We start from the raw sequence: 16,608 nt of genomic DNA, 5'->3' as shown, positions 1-16,608 counted from the left end.
GCTCAGCGACGAATATGGGTAGGAGGTGTCAGGTAGGAGCCCAGTGGATCCTCAAAAGCGCTATTCCTCGCCACCTGAGCCTGTGCTTCCGACGCCGCAGTTGGTGGCTCATTCAATCTGGAATTTGTTGTCATTCCCGACCATCCACCAGGCATCAGCGCCAGCTGAGTCAACTGTAAACGTGCCTGTCGTATGCGAGTGGCGCCAACACGTCCAGGCAGTCTTCCGTGAAACCAGTCATCGGGATTACGAGAAAGCGCTATCAAAAAAGCGCGCACGGGTCCCGGGTAACGCTGAAGCAGTGTGGTGACCAGCTGCGGTAGTTCCTCCCAGGGGGCCACCTCGCTGACGGCACCAAGCAGAGCATTGCGCTGTTCGGCCGTCAGCGGCTCGTGACTCATGATCCTCACCAAATAGCGGTGGTTGACCGTGTTGTCCTGCCCGCCTAAACAGAGCGAAAGCGTGCCGCATGCCTGCTGCTTGACCAGGACTTCCAGCATCAACTGCCGCAGTGGCGACAGTGCATCGGGGCGACTGCCAAAGCGCACAATCCACTGAAATTTCTGGCCTTCATTGCAGCTGGCAACCAGGGACTTTCGGTAGGTCTGAGCGTCGGTGCTATGCGGACTGCAAAGCGCCCAGAGTTGCAGGTCCGCCAGAATGCCTTCATCAACGCGGTCGCGGGGCAGGTCCCAGCGCCATGCACCGTCGGCACGAGCCAAATCCTGATCGGTAAGCTGGATACACTGGCGGCGCCGACGAGGCATCATCTGCCGGGCGGCGATCATCCGGCGACAGTGCCATAGGGCCTGGGCATCCAGCCCCTGCTCTGCCAGCTGTAGCAAAGAGGTCAGGCCATGGAAGGCGGCACCGGCACGCTGGGGCAGCATGGTCAGCACGCTGTCCAGCAGCTCATTTTCGCCCGCCGCCAGGCGGTTGAGCGCCTGCTTGAGTGTCGCCTCGTCAATGAAAAAGCGCGCCACATGCAGCAATGGAGTTGGCACAGTGCCGTGGCAATCAATCGCTAATCCTTCGGGAAGACTCACGGTCTCCAGATGCCCGCAGTTGTGTAGAGTTAGGGAGGTAGCGCCGCTAAGTGCCAGACGCTCAAGACGCGGGGTATGCAGCTGCACCTCCCCCCACTCGTCCACAAGCGTCAGGGCTTGCATGTTGCCACGCAGCACTGCAGCCCCTTTGAAGGACATGCAATACTGAGCTGCAGCGGGCGCATTGAGGCTACACCGAGCTTCTCCGGTCCCTAGCCTGGCCAAGGCGTCCAATTGCGTGCCTTCAAAGTGCGCAGGCTTGCACATCTGCATGCTTCGCAGTGCATGTGCTCGGCTGACTCTGAGGACACTGGGGCCATCGATCACCAGGCGTTCAAGCGCAGAGGCATCCGCCAGATACCACTCCCCCTGCCCTGACAGGCATAGTGCACCATCCATGGTCGCCGCCTGGAGCAGTTCCGAACTCAGCACGACGTTCAGAGGGAACGCCAGTGGCGGATCGACAAGGTCGTCCGGCTTGGCGTCATGCCCCAGAAGTTGCACCCCCTCCCAGCTCCGCTGCCGATGCGTAAGACGCAGCGTGCCCTTCTGCCAGTCCGCATCGATCTCGCGAACACGACCATGGACCGTCAGGGACGCCGGCACATCCAAGTTGAAGAGATGGAGGATGGCACCCTCCGCCAGGCACGGCAGATAGATCTCGCGCAGGTGGGGCAGGCGGTCGAGCTGCAGGTGCAGGTAGTGCTGCCGACCACAGCCGCGCAGATCCAGGACTTCCAGTGCTGGATCGTCGTGCAAGTCCAGGGCGCGCAGCCGCAGTTCATTCAGCACGAGACGGCGCCCTTGGTCGGCATTGCCGGTCGGGCCATGCAGGGCGACGACCTGGCCCAGCGTCTCGCCCAGGCCTATGCCGGCATCAGCGAGCTGATTGCGCTGCACAGGCCCGGGGAGTTCGCCATCGAGCAGGTGTTCATGTCGAAGAACGCNATTTCGCCTGCTTGCCGAAAGCGGTATCGCCGTGACGGAAGTCTCTGAGCACACCGGCTTTCCCGAGATCATGGATGGCCGGGTCAAGACGCTACACCCCAAGATCCATGGGGGCATCCTCGAGCGCAATGGCATCATGCAACTTGAGCGGGTCTTTACCTTCACCGACTTCCAACAGGCGCTGGCTTTCACCAACCGCGTCGGTAACATTGCCGAGGCGGCCGGTCATCACCCGGCTCTGCTGACCGAATGGGGAAGGGTTACCGTGACCTGGTGGTCGCACAAGATTCAAGGCCTGCACCGCAACGATTTCATACTTGCCGCCAGAACCGACGAGGTAGCGAATTAAATGTTCGAACATATTGAGCGGGTCCCCGGGGATGCCATCCTCGGCTTGATCGAAGCCTTCAAGAAGGACACCAACCCCCAGAAGGTTGATCTCGGCGTCGGTGTCTACAAGGACGCCCAGGGCAACACCCCGGTCATGCGCGCCGTCAAGGAAGCCGAGGCCCTGCTGCTCAAGAACGAGATCACCAAGACCTACATTGGCTCCCATGGCGCCCCCAGCTATGGCGAAGTGATACTGCCCATGGTGCTGGGAGAAGGCTCCCCGGTACTGGAGGCAAAGCGTGCCAGCGCGACTCAGTCGCCGGGTGGCACCGGTGCCCTGCGCCTGGCGGCGGACTTCATTGCCCACCAGTTGCCCGGCAAGGATATCTGGGTCAGCGATCCGACCTGGCCGAATCACCTGGGCATCTTCCCCGCCGCGGGCCTGACGCTGCACAAGTATCCCTACGTGGATGCCGACAACCGCCTGGACTTCGACGGCATGCTCGGAGCCCTGATGACGATTCCCGAAGGTGATGTGGTGCTGCTGCATGCCTGCTGCCACAACCCAACCGGCTTTGATCTCTCCCGCGAACAGTGGCAGCAGGTCCTGGAGGTCGTACGCGAGCGCAGCCTGCTGCCGTTGATCGACTTCGCCTACCAGGGCTTCGGTGAGGGTCTCGACGAGGATGCCTATGGCGTTCGCCTGATGGCCGAGAATCTCGATGAGGTGATCATCACCAGCTCCTGCTCAAAGAACTTCGGTATCTACTGCGAGCGCACCGGCTGCCTGATCATGGTGGCGAAGAACGCGGAGCAGATGGAGAACGTGCGTTCCCAGGTAGCCATCGTGGCCCGGGAGAACTACTCCAACCCTCCGGCCCATGGCGGCGCCATCGTCAGCGAGATCCTCCACTCCGCTGAGCTGACCGCCGTGTGGCGCGAAGAGCTGACCGAAATGCGCGATCGTATCAATACGCTGCGTCGCGACTTCGTCGAAGCCCTCAAGCCCTACGGCCTTGATCAGAAGTATGCCTGTGTGGCGGAACAACGAGGCATGTTCTCCTATACCGGCCTGACCCCGGAACAGGTGGACCGCCTACGGGACGAGTTCGGCATCTACATGGTGCGCTCGGGCCGCGCCAACGTGGCAGGTTTCTCTCACGAGAACCTCCCCTATCTGGCCAAGGCAATCGCCGCGGTCAACTGATTCCGCAGCATGTCCGTCGCGCATCCGGGTTGGAAGCCCGGTGCGCGACTCATGCGAGGCTGACCTCGAACGCAGGGCCAGCCGCCTCGAAGTCAGAGGGCGTCGCGGCTCTAGCTATTGTGGCTGTTGAAAAGCGGCCGCATGTTGTCGATGAGATAGCGATCGTCGAAGTCGGCCATTTCCTTCAATGCCTTCAGGTCCGGAATCGTCACGACGTGTCGTTCACGAAAGACAAGCCCTTCATCGCTCAGGGCTGTCAGGGTGCGGCTTACGTGAACCGGACTGAGGCCAAGCAGGTCCGCCAGCAGTTCCTGGGATAGTGGCAGGCGAAAGCTATCATGCCCATTGGCCTGCGTCTGCTTCAGGCGCTGGTAGGTCTCGAGCAGGAAATGTGCCAGCTTCTGCTTGGCGTTGCGCCGCGCCAGGTTGACCAGGCGCTCCGTGATCAATACCTGCTGGCGACTGGAAATCGCAAACATGATAGTGGTCAGCGCCATCGATTGGCGAAAAAGGTCAAGGACATGCTGGTGAGGGAAATAGCAGACCACGCCATCCTCGGCCATCTTTACGCTGGCGAGGCGCTGAGAGAAAGCGAATTCCCGAAGACCGATGATATCACCTGGCATGTACAGCTCGAGGATCTGACGGGAGCCGTTTTCCATGATGCGATAGGAATAGGCCCACCCACGACTCAAGGTACAAAATTCGTTAGCGCTATCCCTCTCCTCCCAAAGCCGAGTTCCCGCCTTGACTTTTGTCGGGCTTCGCTCGAGCTCGAGCAAAAGCTCCTCGTCTTTACGGGTCAGGTCATAGTAGTAGCTGAAGTGACGAACGATACAGCTGTCCAAGTGCTCCACCTTCACTCTCCCCTCATTTCAAAACAATGGGCAGACGGCAACTGCAAGCCCAAGGAGCCTCGATTCATGGGGCCGAAACGTCTGAATCCTTCGGCAGCCAGAGCACGCAGAGAGTTCAGCACGCCATGAATGCAGTTTCTCTTTAGTAAACCGTAGCTTCTGTAACAGATATCATACCCCGAGTTCCGCCAAGTCGCGCTTATTTCAACACGCACTGCCTGCGCATCATGGCTGCGCCTAAAGCAGACTTGACCAAACAGTCAAAAAAGAGCCAGACTGGCCTGGCCTTGTATACAACCCCATAACACAAGAGGCTCACCATGGCGGCAACCCCTGTGCACTATCCGTGGTACAAGAAGGAGGATACCGACGCCTTCTTTGCCCTGTTCCAGAACAATATTGCCAACTTTGTCATCATCGCCATCACCATGCTGGGCATGGGCTTTCCCTCATCTATCGTCTTCGGCCAGGTGCTTCCAGGCGCCGCCGTTGCGGTCATGGTGGGCAACTTCTACTACGCATGGACGGCAGCCCGCTTGGCACGCAAGGAGAATCGCGCCGATGTGACGGCGCTCTCCTACGGCATTTCGACACCGGTGATGTTCGTCTTCCTCTTCGGCGTGCTGCTTCCAGCCAAGCAGTTGACCGGGGACGCCGAGCTGGCCTGGAAGGTAGCAGTAGCGGCCTGTTTCATCAGCGGCGCCATCGAAGCGATGGTCAGCCTGGTAGGTCGCTGGGTGCAGTACCATCTGCCTCGCGCCGCCATGCTCGGTGCCGTGGCCGGGGTCGCACTGACCTTCATCGCCGGCGAGATGCTATTCAAGACGCTGGAGATGCCGATCATCGGCCTCTTGGTCCTGGCCATCATCATCATCGGCCTGGTTGCCAGAGTATCGATGCCGTTTCGGATTCCGACGTCACTCTTTGCCATCGTGATAGGCACTGCCATGGCCTACCTCATCGGCGATGCCGGTGGCGAGCGCTTTAGCGATGCCTTCACTCACCTGGGATTCTATCCGCTGCTGCCCAACCTGGCCTGGCTCGAAGGCCTGGGTCTCTTGTTCACCGGCATGCTGGCAGTACTCACGGTGGTCTTGCCGATCACGCTCTACAACGCCATTGAAACCATGAACAACGTCGAGGCCATGGAAGCCGCCGGCGACAAGTACGACGTTCGTGAATGCCAGGCCGTGGACGGCGCCGGTACCATGATCGGCGCGATGTTCGGCGGCGTCTTTCCTACCACGGTATACATCGCAACAGTCGGCGCCAAGTGGATGGGCGCTGGTCGTGGCTACAGCATCCTCAACGGTGCCGTCTATGCTGTTGCCACCATGTTTGGCCTGATTGCGGCCTTGGCCGCCATCATTCCCGTGTCGGTGGTAGCGCCAATCCTGGTGTTCGTCGGCATGTCGATGATCGCCACCGCCTTTCAGAGCAATGATACGCGCTACTACCCTGCCGTCGCGCTGGCTATGCTGCCCTACTTCGCCAACTACGTCATGACGCGCTTCAATCGTGGTGCCGGCGAGGTGGTTGCCGATATTTCGGGAGGCATCGTCGCCATGGGCCAGGGCGCCATGTTCATGGCCATCTTCATCGGTGCAATGACCGTATCGGTGATCGACCACCAGTTCCGACGTGCGGCCGTGTTTGCCGCCATCGCGGCGGGGTTCTCCTTCGTGGGCCTGATGCACGCACCGGAGCTGGCCTTCAACGCCGCCTCCGACTTCACCCTGGGCTATCTGGGGATGGGCGTCCTCTTTCTCTACTTTGCCTGGCAGCAGGAGCGCCTTGCTGCTCCAAGACCGGCACCCACTCCGCCTCCTGCTACCGACTAGGCCTGTCACCCACCCAACCAACGAAATGGCCCTGCCGGGTAAATCCGGCAGGGCCATTGTTTTGTGGCCAATCAGCAACATCACCCACCTGGTGTGAGCAGTTCAGATCGTGACCGCCTTGGAGTCGTTCAGGACGCGTAGACATGATTAAAGACCGCGGTCATTTGGCGCCAATAGCCTGTCATGGAGACAACGGGGTAGGAAGGGCAAACAAGGGGGAAGGAAGAGGGAGGACATGTGCCTATGGCAGGACGCCACCAGGCTCTCGGCCCGGCGGCGCCCATAGATGACCTTTCAGCGGCATACCGCCGACGGTCAGGAGATATTATTGCGCGGGGGGAGCCTGCTGCTGCTGCATCTGCTCCTGCATCTGGTTCATCTGCTGCTGCTGCTGTGCCATCACCTCTTCAAGCTGGTTACGCTGCTCTTCGGTAAAGACAGCCTCCACTCTGGCCTGCAGAAGGGTCGTTTCTGCAGCAAGCTCGCCGGTCAGCTCACCCAACCTGGTTGCATCCTGACGAATCGCGGTTTCATCAAAATTGGGATCGATATGGTCGCCCAGTGCAGTCTGCAGAGCCTGTGCCTCCTGCTCCTTGGGCTGCAAACGCTGCTGAGCGTCGTCGAGAAGCCCCCGAATCTCCTGCTGCTGGCCTTCGTCCAGGTCCAGCAGTTCGTTGAGCTGATCAACCTGGTCACCTTGCTGCGGCGGAGCCTGCATGGACTGCTGTGCCATGGCCGGTGATGCCATGCCCAGTGTCACAAGGGCCGTTGCTACAAGCTTGACTACTTTCATTTATCACTCCGATTCGTCATGGACAGGTCTGTGGCTGAATGGCCACCCACCCTACCCTGACACGGAAAAACCCAACTAGTTCGGCCCGTTGCAGCTGGTGCCCGAGATTGGCCGATGTGGACCGAGACCTTCCTGGCAACGTGCGCGCCGCTGGGGACGGTCCAGGATCCGCCGAAGCATGCGCCACGCAGCCAATCCAGCCAGCAGGTTGCCGGTCGCTGCGCCCAACGCAAGCCCGGTCAGACTCCCCAACTGCGCCCCCAGCCATAGGCAAGGCAGGTAGAAGATAAAGAGCCGCGTACAGGAGAGCAGCATGGCTCGTAGCGGCCAGCCCAGGGCGTTGCCCGCGGAAACCACCAGCATGCAGATGCCGAGCAGGGCGTAGCTTGGCAACAGAAAGCGAATCAAGGTTGCCAGATCATCGCGCACCTCCGGATTGCCGGAGAGCGCCAGCGCTACCCAGGGTGCTGCCCCCGCCATCACCACGCCGAGTCCAAGTTGCCAGAGCATGACGACCTTGAGCGCCAGTTTCATGAGCCGATGTATCTGGTCCCAGTCACCGGCACCGTAGCAGCGCCCCAGCCAGGGAGGCAGAGACATGGTCATGGCCAGCACGACCATCAGTGACACTGTCTCGAGACGGCTGGCCAACCCCCAGGCCGCTACCGTGGTTTCGCCGAGCCCCGCCACCACCGAGATTGCCAGCACGGCTGCCAGAGGAGGCATCAACTGGCTGATCATGGCGGGGCCAGCAATACCGGCAAAGGGGCGTGCCGAGCGAGCAAGCTCCCCTCCCAGTCCACGACCCGACAGCCAATCGGCCCGCAACAGGCGACGCCCCAGCACCAGCAGGCCACAGGCGAATGCCAGCGTTGTTGCCCAGGCGGCGCCGGGAAGTCCCAGTCCTTCCCAGGGGCCGATACCAAAGATCAACAATGGGTCGAGCACCAGATTGACAAGGCTGGTGATGACCATCAGCTTGCCGGGCAATCGCGTATCGCCATGGGCGCGAAACAGGCTGTAGCCAAAGTAGAGCGCGGCACCCAACCAGGCAGCCAGCAGCTGTGGTGCCCAGTAGGCACGTATCAACCCACGTGTTGCGGTGTCGGCTCCCAGAAGAGCGAACACCGGCTCCTGCACCCACCAGAGCAGCAGCGCCAGCAACGCGATAAGGACGGTACCTGCCACCAGCACCAGCGAGCCCAGTCGCCGGGCACGTTCCTGCTCACCCGCCCCAAGCGTACGGGAGATCATGGCAGCAATCGCGATGCCCAGCCCGACCTGCACACCGATGACCAAAAACGATAGCGGAAAGGTGAAGGATTGGGCAGCCAAAGGGGCAGTACCCAGCCGAGCGATAAAGGCACTGTCCACCAGCTGGAAGCCGAGCAGCGCCAGCACGCCGATGGCCATGGGCCAGGTCTGGCGCCACAGGGTCAAGCCGAGGGAGGGGGACGTGGCAGACTGGGGCGTTGCCGACAGCCGATTATCCATTAGATATCACTACAAGTATAAACTCTTCATGTCACTGTGCGCTCCAATGGAACGTCTACTCGGAACGTGGCGTGGTCCCCTTACGGACGCACCCCCGGCTTGAGCCGAGGGTGCATCAATCAGGCGGGTAATCTACATGTGCTTACTGACGCACACCCTCGAAGGTGACGTAGAGCTCAAGCTCTTCCATCACTTCCGGGAAATCGCTCATGTCGATACCGTAGTCGGCCAACGTCAACATGGTGCTTCCCTCAAAGCCGGCGCGGTAGCTGCCCCAGGGGTCCTCACCTTCGCCGACCAGCGTGACCGGCATCTCGATCTCGCGGGTTTCCCCCTTGAGGGTAAAGTCGCCGGTGATCACTCCCTCGTTATCGCCTGTCGGCTCGAAGCCGGTGGAGACGAACGTGGCCGTCGGGTAGTCGCCGGCACTCAGGAAGTCATCGCTCAGGAAGTGACGGTCGCGCTCGGCATGGTTGCTGTTCAGGCTGTTGACCTGGACTTCCATTTCGACACTCGTGGCATCGAGGTTCTCGGGGTCATAGTGGAACTGCCCTTCAAACGCCTCGAAGTTGCCCAGAATGTAGGAGTAGCCGAGGTGGTTGATCTTGAACTGGATGAAGGCGTGCTGGCCTTCGGTGTCGATCACGTAGTCGTCGGCCTGAGCCTGGCTGAAGCCGACGAAGGAAGCGGCGCCCAGGGCGGTGACAAGCGCGGTTTTCTTGAACGTGTTGGTCAGCATACAGGTGGTTCTCCTTGTGATGGTACGCCAGTGGCGCATCGGTCACCGGCGCCGCGAACGCGCCGGATTCAACATACGGGTCAGGGTATCGTGGCGATCGAGGTAGTGGTGCTTGAATGCCGCCAGGGCATGGCCAGCGGCCAGCAACATCAAGGCCAACGCACTGTACCAGTGGACCTCACCCGCGATACTGGCCTGGTTAGGCAGGTGGCTGATCAATGCCGGCACTTCGAACCAGTCAAAGACACTGATCCCACGCCCTCTCGCAGTGGAGATCAGGTAGCCACTGACCATGACCAGCAGCATCAGTACATAGAGGGCAGTATGGCCCAGATGTGCGGCGATTCGCTCAAGCCGGCTGCCTTGAGCGGCAGGCGTCGGCTGAATGAAGCGCCAGCACAGTCTCAGCAGCGTGGCGAACAGCAGCAGCATGCCAATGGAGCGGTGCCACCAGGGCGCGAGGTTATACCAGGCATCGAAATAGCCCAGGCCCGTCATCCACCAGCCAAGAACGAAGAGCCCGACGATGACCAGGGCACTGAGCCAGTGTAGGAATATGCTGACCAGGCCCCAGCCTGAGCGGGTATTACGCCACATATCGCCCTCGCGGAATGAAGACTATAACGAGACGAAGCTTACCGCAGCGCAGTATGAGCATCTGCTGAAAAAAGCCGAATGCAACGTTCAAAAAAATGACGCTATTGGTAAAACGGCCGGCTACAGCAGATGCCCAAGCCCTTGGGGATGCCCGCAAGACCACGCCAAACGCCGACCGTTCGACAGCTCAAGCCAGGGCGTCGAGCCCCCGCGCCAGGTCGATGCGGATATCGTCCAGGGATTCCAGCCCCACTGCCACTCGAATCAAACCCTCTGTGATGCCTGCAGCGGCTTTCTGGTCATCCGAGAGGCGACCATGGGTCGTGGTGGCCGGATGGGTGATGGTGGTCTTGACGTCACCCAGGTTGCCCGTAATAGAGAGCATTCGCGTGGCATCGATGACCGTCCAGGCACCTTCACGCCCGCCCTTCACCTCGAAGCCGAGCACCGCGCCGAAGCCCTGCTGTTGACGCGATGCCAGCGCATGCTGGGGATGGTGCTCAAGGCCGCTATAGTGGACCCGCTCAACCGCCGGATGGCTCTCCAGCCACTGCGCCAGCGCCAGCGCACTATCGCAATGGGCACGCATGCGCAGGCTCAAGGTTTCAAGCCCCTTGGTAAAGATCCAGGCGTTGAAGGGGCTCAGGCAGGGGCCGCAGGTGCGTACCACACCGAAGACCTCCTCCAGCTCCTGGTTGCGCCCGACCACCGCCCCCCCTACTGCCCTGCCCTGGCCATCCAGGTACTTGGTGGCCGAGTGGATGACCAGATCGGCCCCCAGCGCCAGCGGCCGCTGTAGAGCGGGCGTCAGGAAGCAGTTGTCGATGGCCAGCAGCGCATCATGACGATGGGCGATCTCCGCCAGCGCCGCGATGTCGACGACCTCCGAAAGCGGATTGGAGGGCGTCTCGGCGAACAGCAGCCGGGTATTCGGCGTGATGGCCGCTTCCCAGGCCGCGAGATCCGACAACTCCACATAGCGTGTGGTGATGCCCAGCTTGCCGAAATACTTGTCGAACAGGCTGACCGTCGAACCGAACAGCGAGCGTGAGGCGACGATCTCGTCTCCCGCCGAAAGCAACGCCATGACCGTTGCCAGAATGGCCGACATGCCGGAACTGGTGGCCACGCAGCGCTCGCCCCCTTCCATGACCGCAAGACGCCGCTCGAAGGTATGCACCGTGGGATTGGTGAAGCGCGAGTAGACGTTGCCGGCCTCTTCACCACCGAATTTCCGCGCGGCCTCCGCGGCACTGCCATAAACGAAGCTCGAAGTGGGGAAGATCGGCTCGCTGTGCTCCTGCTCGAAAGTGCGCTGGTGCCCAGTGCGAATCGCCTGTGTCTCCAGCGCCCAGGCCGCTTCCGGTGTCGGGTCGTCGTGCATGTTCAGTCCCTTTCTTCGTGGCTACGGTGGTGGAGAGCTCTTGGCCAGATTGATGGATAGCGGTAACCGCAATCAATCGTCGATGTCGTCGTCCTGGTTGTGCATTCCCACCAGCGCATGACCGCCCGTGCTCTGCTGCTGCTTGGCCGCGTCGTTGCGCGATGCCTCGAGCGCCGACAGGTAGCCGGCATCGATATCGCCGGTGATGTAGCGCCCGTCGAAGACCGAGCAATCAAAAGTGGCCAGCTCCGGGTTCACTTCACGGCAGGCCGCCTTGAGGTCGTCCAGGTCCTGATAGAAGATCCTGTCGGCTCCGATCAGCTCACCCACCTCCGCTTCACTGCGACCATGGGCAATCAGCTCCGTGGCGGCCGGCATGTCGATCCCGTAGACGTTAGGATAGCGCACCGGCGGTGCCGCCGAGGCGAAGTACACCTTGTTGGCACCGGCCTCCCGGGCCATCTGGATGATCTGCTTGCAGGTGGTGCCACGCACGATGGAGTCATCCACCAGCAGGACGTTCTTGCCCTCGAACTCGATATCGATGGCGTTGAGCTTCTGGCGCACCGATTTCTTGCGCTGGGTCTGCCCGGGCGCCGAGGTGCGCGACGTATCGGGAATCGGGATGACCACATCGATGTCGTGCTCCGGCCATTCGCTGCGAATGCGGTCGCCGAGCTTGCGGCCCATCTGCATGCGGGTGCCGTAGACATAGGCCCCGTCGAGTATGGAGTCCGGGCGGGCCAGGTAGACGTGTTCGAAGATGCAGGGCGAGAGACTGGGCCGGTCGGCGCAGGATTGCGTGTGGATATTGCCTTCCATGTCGACGAAGATCGCCTCGCCGGGCGCCAGGTCGCGATGCAGTTCGAAGCCACCCACGTCGAGCGCCACCGACTCCGAGGCGATCATCACCTCCTGGCCGTTGCCCTCGTCGCGGGTACCGAACACCACCGGACGAATGCCGTTGGGGTCACGGAAAGCCACCAGGCCGAAGCCGTTGATGATCGCCACGGCCGCATAGCCACCCCGGCAGCGCCGATAGACACGACGCACGGCATCGAAGATGTCGCCTGGCTCGAGGTGCGGTCCCTGCTTGCCCAGCTCATGGGCGAAGACATTGAGCAGCACCTCGGAGTCGGAGCTGGTATTGATGTGGCGCAGATCGGAGGAGAACAGCTCCTGCTTGAGCTGATCCGAGTTGGTCAGGTTGCCGTTGTGCGCCAGGGAAATACCGTAGGGCGAGTTGACGTAGAAGGGCTGGGACTCCGCCTCGCTGGACGAACCTGCCGTGGGGTAACGCACATGGCCGATGCCCACGTTGCCCTTCAGTCGCGCCATGTGGCGAGTGTGGAAGACATCGCGTACCAGACCATTGCTCTTGCGGAGCAGGAAGCGACCTTCGCTCCAAGTCATCATGCCGGCGGCATCCTGTCCGCGATGCTGTAGCACTGTCAGGGCGTCATAGATCGCCTGGTTGACGGTCTGCTTGGCCAGAAGGCCCACGATACCGCACATTCCACCTTACCTCGCTGCCATGGGGGCCGGACTCGGCCGGCTTGTCGTTCGCTTTTCGTACGCTGCGTCGGGGTCAATCATCGTGAATCGGCGGGTCAGAGCCGACGTAAAACACATGCTTCAAACAGGTGCTTCAGAACTTGTATTCCATAACGCGCCGTCAGAGCGTGCGCTCTTCGGGCACCTCGGGTTCAGTGGCTTCGCGGCCTTCCGGAAACGACAGGTTTCGCCAGGATTCAGGCGTCTCGGGCACGCGATCCTCCCAGGCCTCGAGCTGGCTGACCGCCCAATCACGCAGTTGCTCGAAGGCGGGTCTCAGCTCGGCTTCCTGCCAGGCCTGAAGCTGGGCCAACGGTGTCAGCGTGATCAGGATGGTGGCGATGATCAGTATCGCCGCGCCACGCGCCACGCCGAAGCAGGCGCCGGCCACGCGATTGAAGAATCCCATGCCCACCCACTCCACTGCCGCATGCACCATGCGGATGACGATGCCACAGAGCAGGATCACCCCGAGAATCACCAGTACGAAGGCCAGCACCAGACGACCATCGGCGTTGTCGATGAAACCCGCCAGCAGGTCGGCCACCGGCTCGGCCAGCAGCCGTGCCGCAAGCAGGGCGATGATCCAGGCGGCGAGTCCGAGGCCTTCGCGAATCAGGCCGCGCATGAAGCCGGCCAGGGTCGACACCGCCAGTACACCGAGGAATATCCAGTCGATCCAGGTCAGTAGCATGGGCTCACTCTTTACGTCACTCCCTTACCCGCACCAGCAGTCCCTGAAGGTTGGCCTGCTCCTTCAGCTCCGCCATGGCGCTTTCGCCGGACTCGGATGAATCAAAGGGACCCACATACACCGTCGTCATGTTGTTATCCCGCCGACGGTTGTAGACCGTGAAGCCCTGCTCCTCCAGTTGGGCCTGAAGCCGCTCGGCATTGCCCGGCTCACCGAAGCTGCCAACCTGCACCGCCCACTCACCGGCAGGAGTGGCAGGGGTAGTAGTCGGTGCAGGATCGGCCTGTTGGCTCTCCATTCGTTCGGATGCCGCCCGGGCCAGGTCGGCAATGGGGTCTTCGGCCGGCGCTTCCCGAACCGGGGGTTCGTCGGCCTGTTGCGCAGTGTCCGGCTGAATCACATCTGCGGGCGGCACCTCGACAACGGCCGTTTCCTCCACCGGTTCTACGGCAGGTTCAATATCCACAGGCTCAGGCGGCGAGCCGACCTCGCCCGCCGCCTGAGGCCCACGTATCTCCCCCAGGCTGCTCGGCGGCTGCGGGTCGGGCACATCGCGACGCTCGACCGGTACCGGCTGTTCGATGCTCATGACCGGCTGCGGGCGCTCGTCGCGAGGCGCCGGATCGTCAAACAGCATCGGTACGAAGATCACCGCCAGGGCGATCAAAATGATCGCCCCGCTCACTCGTTCACGCATTCCGTACTTCATCTCGACCTCCTGCCCAGGCTAAGCCTCACCTACGCCTGCATCCATGCCAGAATGGCGCCTACGGTAAAGAAAGAGCCGCAGACCAGTACTCGGTCCTCAGGGGAGAGCCAACTGCTCAGCCACTCGGCACCCGCCTCCGGCGATGTCGCCTGAAAGGCCACCGCTGCGCCACTGCCGCTCACGTGTCTGGCCAACTCCTCAGCCGTGCGGGCGCGGGCGCCCCCCAGGGTCACCGTCCCCCACGCATCCGCCACTGTCGACAGGGCGCCGATCACGCCTTCGGCGTCCTTGTCGCCCAGCATGCCCAGCAGTATCCAGGTTCGGCCAGTGCAGGGCATGGCCTGCAGCCGCCCTGCCAGATAGGCGGCCGCGTGGGGATTATGCCCGACGTCCAGACACCACTGTCCCAGCCACTGCATCCGCCCGGGTAGCCTGACATCGGCAAACGCCAGGCGACAGGCGGCCGCATCCAGAATCACATCGGCCAGTGCTAGCGCCTGAAGAGCCGTTGCTGCATTGTCCAGCGGCAGGCCAGGATCAGGCAAGTCATCGAGCGAGACGTTATCGGCGGGGAGTCCACAGCCATGCCAGCACCACTGGGATGGCCCGGTCTCATGCCACTGGAAGTCTTCGCCGATAGCCAAGACTGGGGTTCCACGCGCTGTAGCCGTCTCGCGCACGCTGCCAGGCAGATCCCGACTGCCCAGGACCGCGGGGCTGCCGGCGCGAAAGATACCCGCCTTCTCACGGCCAATGCCATCGAGATCGTCGCCCAGATAGGCCGAGTGATCCCGGGCAATGGTGGTAACCACTGCCACGTCGGCATCGATGATGTTCACCGCATCCAGGCGACCGCCCAGGCCAACCTCGAGGATCGCCAGGTCCGGCTGGATGCCGGCGATGGCCCACAGTGCTCCCAGGGTGCCTACCTCGAAGTAGCTCAGGCTGACAGGATCCCCGTCAAGGCGTGCCGCCTCCACCGCCTCGAAACCGGCAATCAGCATGGCGTCGCTGGCCTCCACCCCATTCAGGCGCAGACGCTCGTTGTAGCGCAGCAAATGTGGTGACGTGTAGCTGGCGGTGGAGAGGCCATGCGCTCGGGCCAGCGACTCGAGCATGGCCACCGTGGAGCCCTTGCCGTTGGTACCCGCCACGGTAATGACGCGTCGAGCCGGGGGTGTATCGAGCAGGCCCATACGACGACCGACCTCGGCCACCCTGTCGAGACCGAGGTCAATGCCCATGGGATGCGCAGCCTCGAGCCGAGCCAGCCAGGCATCGAGGCGCCGGGATGTAACGGGCTGCGTCACGACCGGATCAACGCGGCGGCTCGGAACGATCGGCTTCGCTGTCGGGCTCAACCGGCTGGGAAGAGATATCCTGGTCGTCGACCGGCTCGGAAGCGTCCAGCGGCTCGAATTCCGCTTCATCAATCTGTTCAGCCATATCGACGAGATCCGGTTCGGCCAGCATCTCCTCGTCAATGCCGCTGGCGGGCTGATGGGTCAGCTTGCGCAGCACCCCGCCCAGCCTGTTTCGCATGTCGCCGCGCGATACGATCATGTCCACGGTGCCGTGCTCGAGCAGGAATTCGCTGCGCTGGAAACCCTCGGGCAGTTTCTCGCGGACAGTCTGCTCGATGACGCGCGGTCCGGCGAAACCGATCAGGGCGTTGGGCTCGGCCACGTTGAGATCGCCAAGCATGGCCAGCGATGCCGAGACACCGCCGAACACCGGGTCCGTCAGCACGGAGATATAGGGGACGCCTGCCTCACGTAGCCGCTCCAGAGCAGCCGAGGTCTTGGCCATCTGCATGAGCGAAAACAGCGCCTCCTGCATGCGCGCACCGCCCGAGGCGGAGAAGCAGATCAGCGGAATGCGCTCCTCCAGGGCCAGTGTCGCAGCACGCACGAACTTCTCCCCCACAACGGCGCCCATCGAACCCCCCATGAAGGTGAATTCGAAGGCCACCACGACCACAGGCAGACCATCGAGACTGCCGCGCATGGCAATCAGCGCATCCTTCTCGCCGGTCTCCTTCTGGGCGGCGCTGAGGCGATCCTTGTACTTCTTCGAGTCGCGGAACTTGAGCCGATCCACCGGCTCCAGATCCGCCGATATCTCCTCGCGCCCCTCCTTGTCGAGGAACCAGTCGATGCGCTTGCGCGCAGTCAGCCGCATGTGATGATTACATTTGGGGCAGACGTTGTGGTGCTTCTCCAGCTCGGGCAGGTAAAGCACCGCTTCGCATTTAGGGCATTTGCGCCACAAGCCATCGGGCACGCTGGCCCGGCGATCCTTGCGCTGTATACGGCCCATGGAAGGTACAATCTTGTCAAGCCAGCTCATGAAAGGCTTCCGTATGCTGTCGCGCCCGGCGTGGCCGGGCGTCGTGTATCGAATCGATTGGCGGTG

The 16,608-nt window shown here is 61.9% G+C and carries 16 protein-coding genes; 4 read left to right on the top strand and 12 right to left on the bottom strand.

The window, feature by feature from the left end:
• Positions 1 to 2: 2 nt before the first annotated feature.
• Positions 3 to 1,169 carry a hypothetical protein gene (locus tag LOKO_RS19250; RefSeq protein ID WP_144439625.1) on the bottom strand — a complete coding sequence of 389 codons (1,167 nt, stop codon included), beginning with the start codon at positions 1,167 to 1,169 and terminating at the stop codon, positions 3 to 5.
• 363 nt (positions 1,170 to 1,532) lie between these two features.
• On the opposite strand from LOKO_RS19250, the gene LOKO_RS20600 reads away from it, so the two are divergent.
• Genes LOKO_RS20600 through LOKO_RS06510 form a run of 3 tightly spaced genes read left to right on the top strand, consistent with a single transcriptional unit; the run spans position 1,533 to position 3,531 of the window.
• Complete coding sequence (locus tag LOKO_RS20600) at positions 1,533 to 2,042, top strand: crossover junction endodeoxyribonuclease RuvC (protein ID WP_417935381.1); 510 nt, start codon at positions 1,533 to 1,535, stop codon at positions 2,040 to 2,042.
• Positions 2,043 to 2,064: 22 nt separating this feature from the next.
• Positions 2,065 to 2,343, top strand: a complete 279-nt coding sequence (locus tag LOKO_RS06515; RefSeq protein ID WP_066452255.1) for a 4a-hydroxytetrahydrobiopterin dehydratase — start codon at positions 2,065 to 2,067, stop codon at positions 2,341 to 2,343.
• The gene (locus tag LOKO_RS06510; RefSeq protein WP_066446581.1) at positions 2,344 to 3,531 is read left to right on the top strand and encodes an amino acid aminotransferase; all 1,188 of its coding nucleotides are present in this window, start codon (positions 2,344 to 2,346) and stop codon (positions 3,529 to 3,531) included. It begins immediately after the preceding gene.
• 110 nt (positions 3,532 to 3,641) lie between these two features.
• On the opposite strand, the gene LOKO_RS06505 is transcribed toward LOKO_RS06510, so the two are convergent.
• Positions 3,642 to 4,388, bottom strand: coding sequence for a Crp/Fnr family transcriptional regulator (locus LOKO_RS06505; protein ID WP_066452254.1), 747 nt, complete (start codon positions 4,386 to 4,388; stop codon positions 3,642 to 3,644).
• 320 nt (positions 4,389 to 4,708) lie between these two features.
• On the opposite strand from LOKO_RS06505, the gene LOKO_RS06500 reads away from it, so the two are divergent.
• Positions 4,709 to 6,229: a uracil permease gene (locus tag LOKO_RS06500; protein WP_066446578.1), complete on the top strand. Its 1,521-nt coding sequence runs from the start codon at positions 4,709 to 4,711 to the stop codon at positions 6,227 to 6,229.
• A 325-nt stretch (positions 6,230 to 6,554) separates the two neighbouring features.
• Here the strand turns inward: LOKO_RS06500 and LOKO_RS18665 are convergent, their stop codons facing one another.
• From LOKO_RS18665 to accD, 10 genes are all read right to left on the bottom strand, one after another.
• Positions 6,555 to 7,022 carry a Spy/CpxP family protein refolding chaperone gene (locus LOKO_RS18665; RefSeq protein WP_083517459.1) on the bottom strand — a complete coding sequence of 156 codons (468 nt, stop codon included), beginning with the start codon at positions 7,020 to 7,022 and terminating at the stop codon, positions 6,555 to 6,557.
• A gap of 75 nt (positions 7,023 to 7,097) precedes the next feature.
• Entirely contained in the window at positions 7,098 to 8,516 is a 1,419-nt protein-coding gene (locus LOKO_RS06490; protein WP_083517458.1) for an MATE family efflux transporter, read from the bottom strand.
• A 142-nt stretch (positions 8,517 to 8,658) separates the two neighbouring features.
• A complete protein-coding gene (locus tag LOKO_RS06485; RefSeq protein WP_066446576.1) occupies positions 8,659 to 9,255 on the bottom strand; it encodes a YceI family protein in 597 nt (198 codons plus the stop codon).
• A 42-nt stretch (positions 9,256 to 9,297) separates the two neighbouring features.
• Positions 9,298 to 9,852, bottom strand: a complete 555-nt coding sequence (locus LOKO_RS06480; RefSeq protein ID WP_066446574.1) for a cytochrome b — start codon at positions 9,850 to 9,852, stop codon at positions 9,298 to 9,300.
• 187 nt (positions 9,853 to 10,039) lie between these two features.
• Positions 10,040 to 11,236, bottom strand: coding sequence for an O-succinylhomoserine sulfhydrylase (locus LOKO_RS06475; RefSeq protein WP_066446568.1), 1,197 nt, complete (start codon positions 11,234 to 11,236; stop codon positions 10,040 to 10,042).
• Between the two features lie 72 nt (positions 11,237 to 11,308).
• On the bottom strand, positions 11,309 to 12,751 hold the full coding sequence (locus LOKO_RS06470) for an amidophosphoribosyltransferase (RefSeq protein ID WP_066446565.1): 1,443 nt from the start codon (positions 12,749 to 12,751) through the stop codon (positions 11,309 to 11,311).
• A 160-nt stretch (positions 12,752 to 12,911) separates the two neighbouring features.
• Positions 12,912 to 13,484: a CvpA family protein gene (locus tag LOKO_RS06465; RefSeq protein ID WP_066446561.1), complete on the bottom strand. Its 573-nt coding sequence runs from the start codon at positions 13,482 to 13,484 to the stop codon at positions 12,912 to 12,914.
• 16 nt (positions 13,485 to 13,500) lie between these two features.
• A complete protein-coding gene (locus tag LOKO_RS06460) occupies positions 13,501 to 14,193 on the bottom strand; it encodes an SPOR domain-containing protein (protein WP_066446559.1) in 693 nt (230 codons plus the stop codon).
• A gap of 29 nt (positions 14,194 to 14,222) precedes the next feature.
• Positions 14,223 to 15,437, bottom strand: a complete 1,215-nt coding sequence (gene folC, locus LOKO_RS06455; RefSeq protein ID WP_235589006.1) for a bifunctional tetrahydrofolate synthase/dihydrofolate synthase — start codon at positions 15,435 to 15,437, stop codon at positions 14,223 to 14,225.
• A gap of 73 nt (positions 15,438 to 15,510) precedes the next feature.
• A complete protein-coding gene (gene accD, locus LOKO_RS06450; RefSeq protein WP_066446553.1) occupies positions 15,511 to 16,542 on the bottom strand; it encodes an acetyl-CoA carboxylase, carboxyltransferase subunit beta in 1,032 nt (343 codons plus the stop codon).
• Between the last annotated feature and the right edge of the window lie 66 nt (positions 16,543 to 16,608).

Source organism: Halomonas chromatireducens, from assembly GCF_001545155.1.
GTDB classification, from domain to species: Bacteria; Pseudomonadota; Gammaproteobacteria; order Pseudomonadales; family Halomonadaceae; genus Halomonas; species Halomonas chromatireducens.
This window is presented reverse-complemented; position numbering and strand designations above follow the sequence as displayed.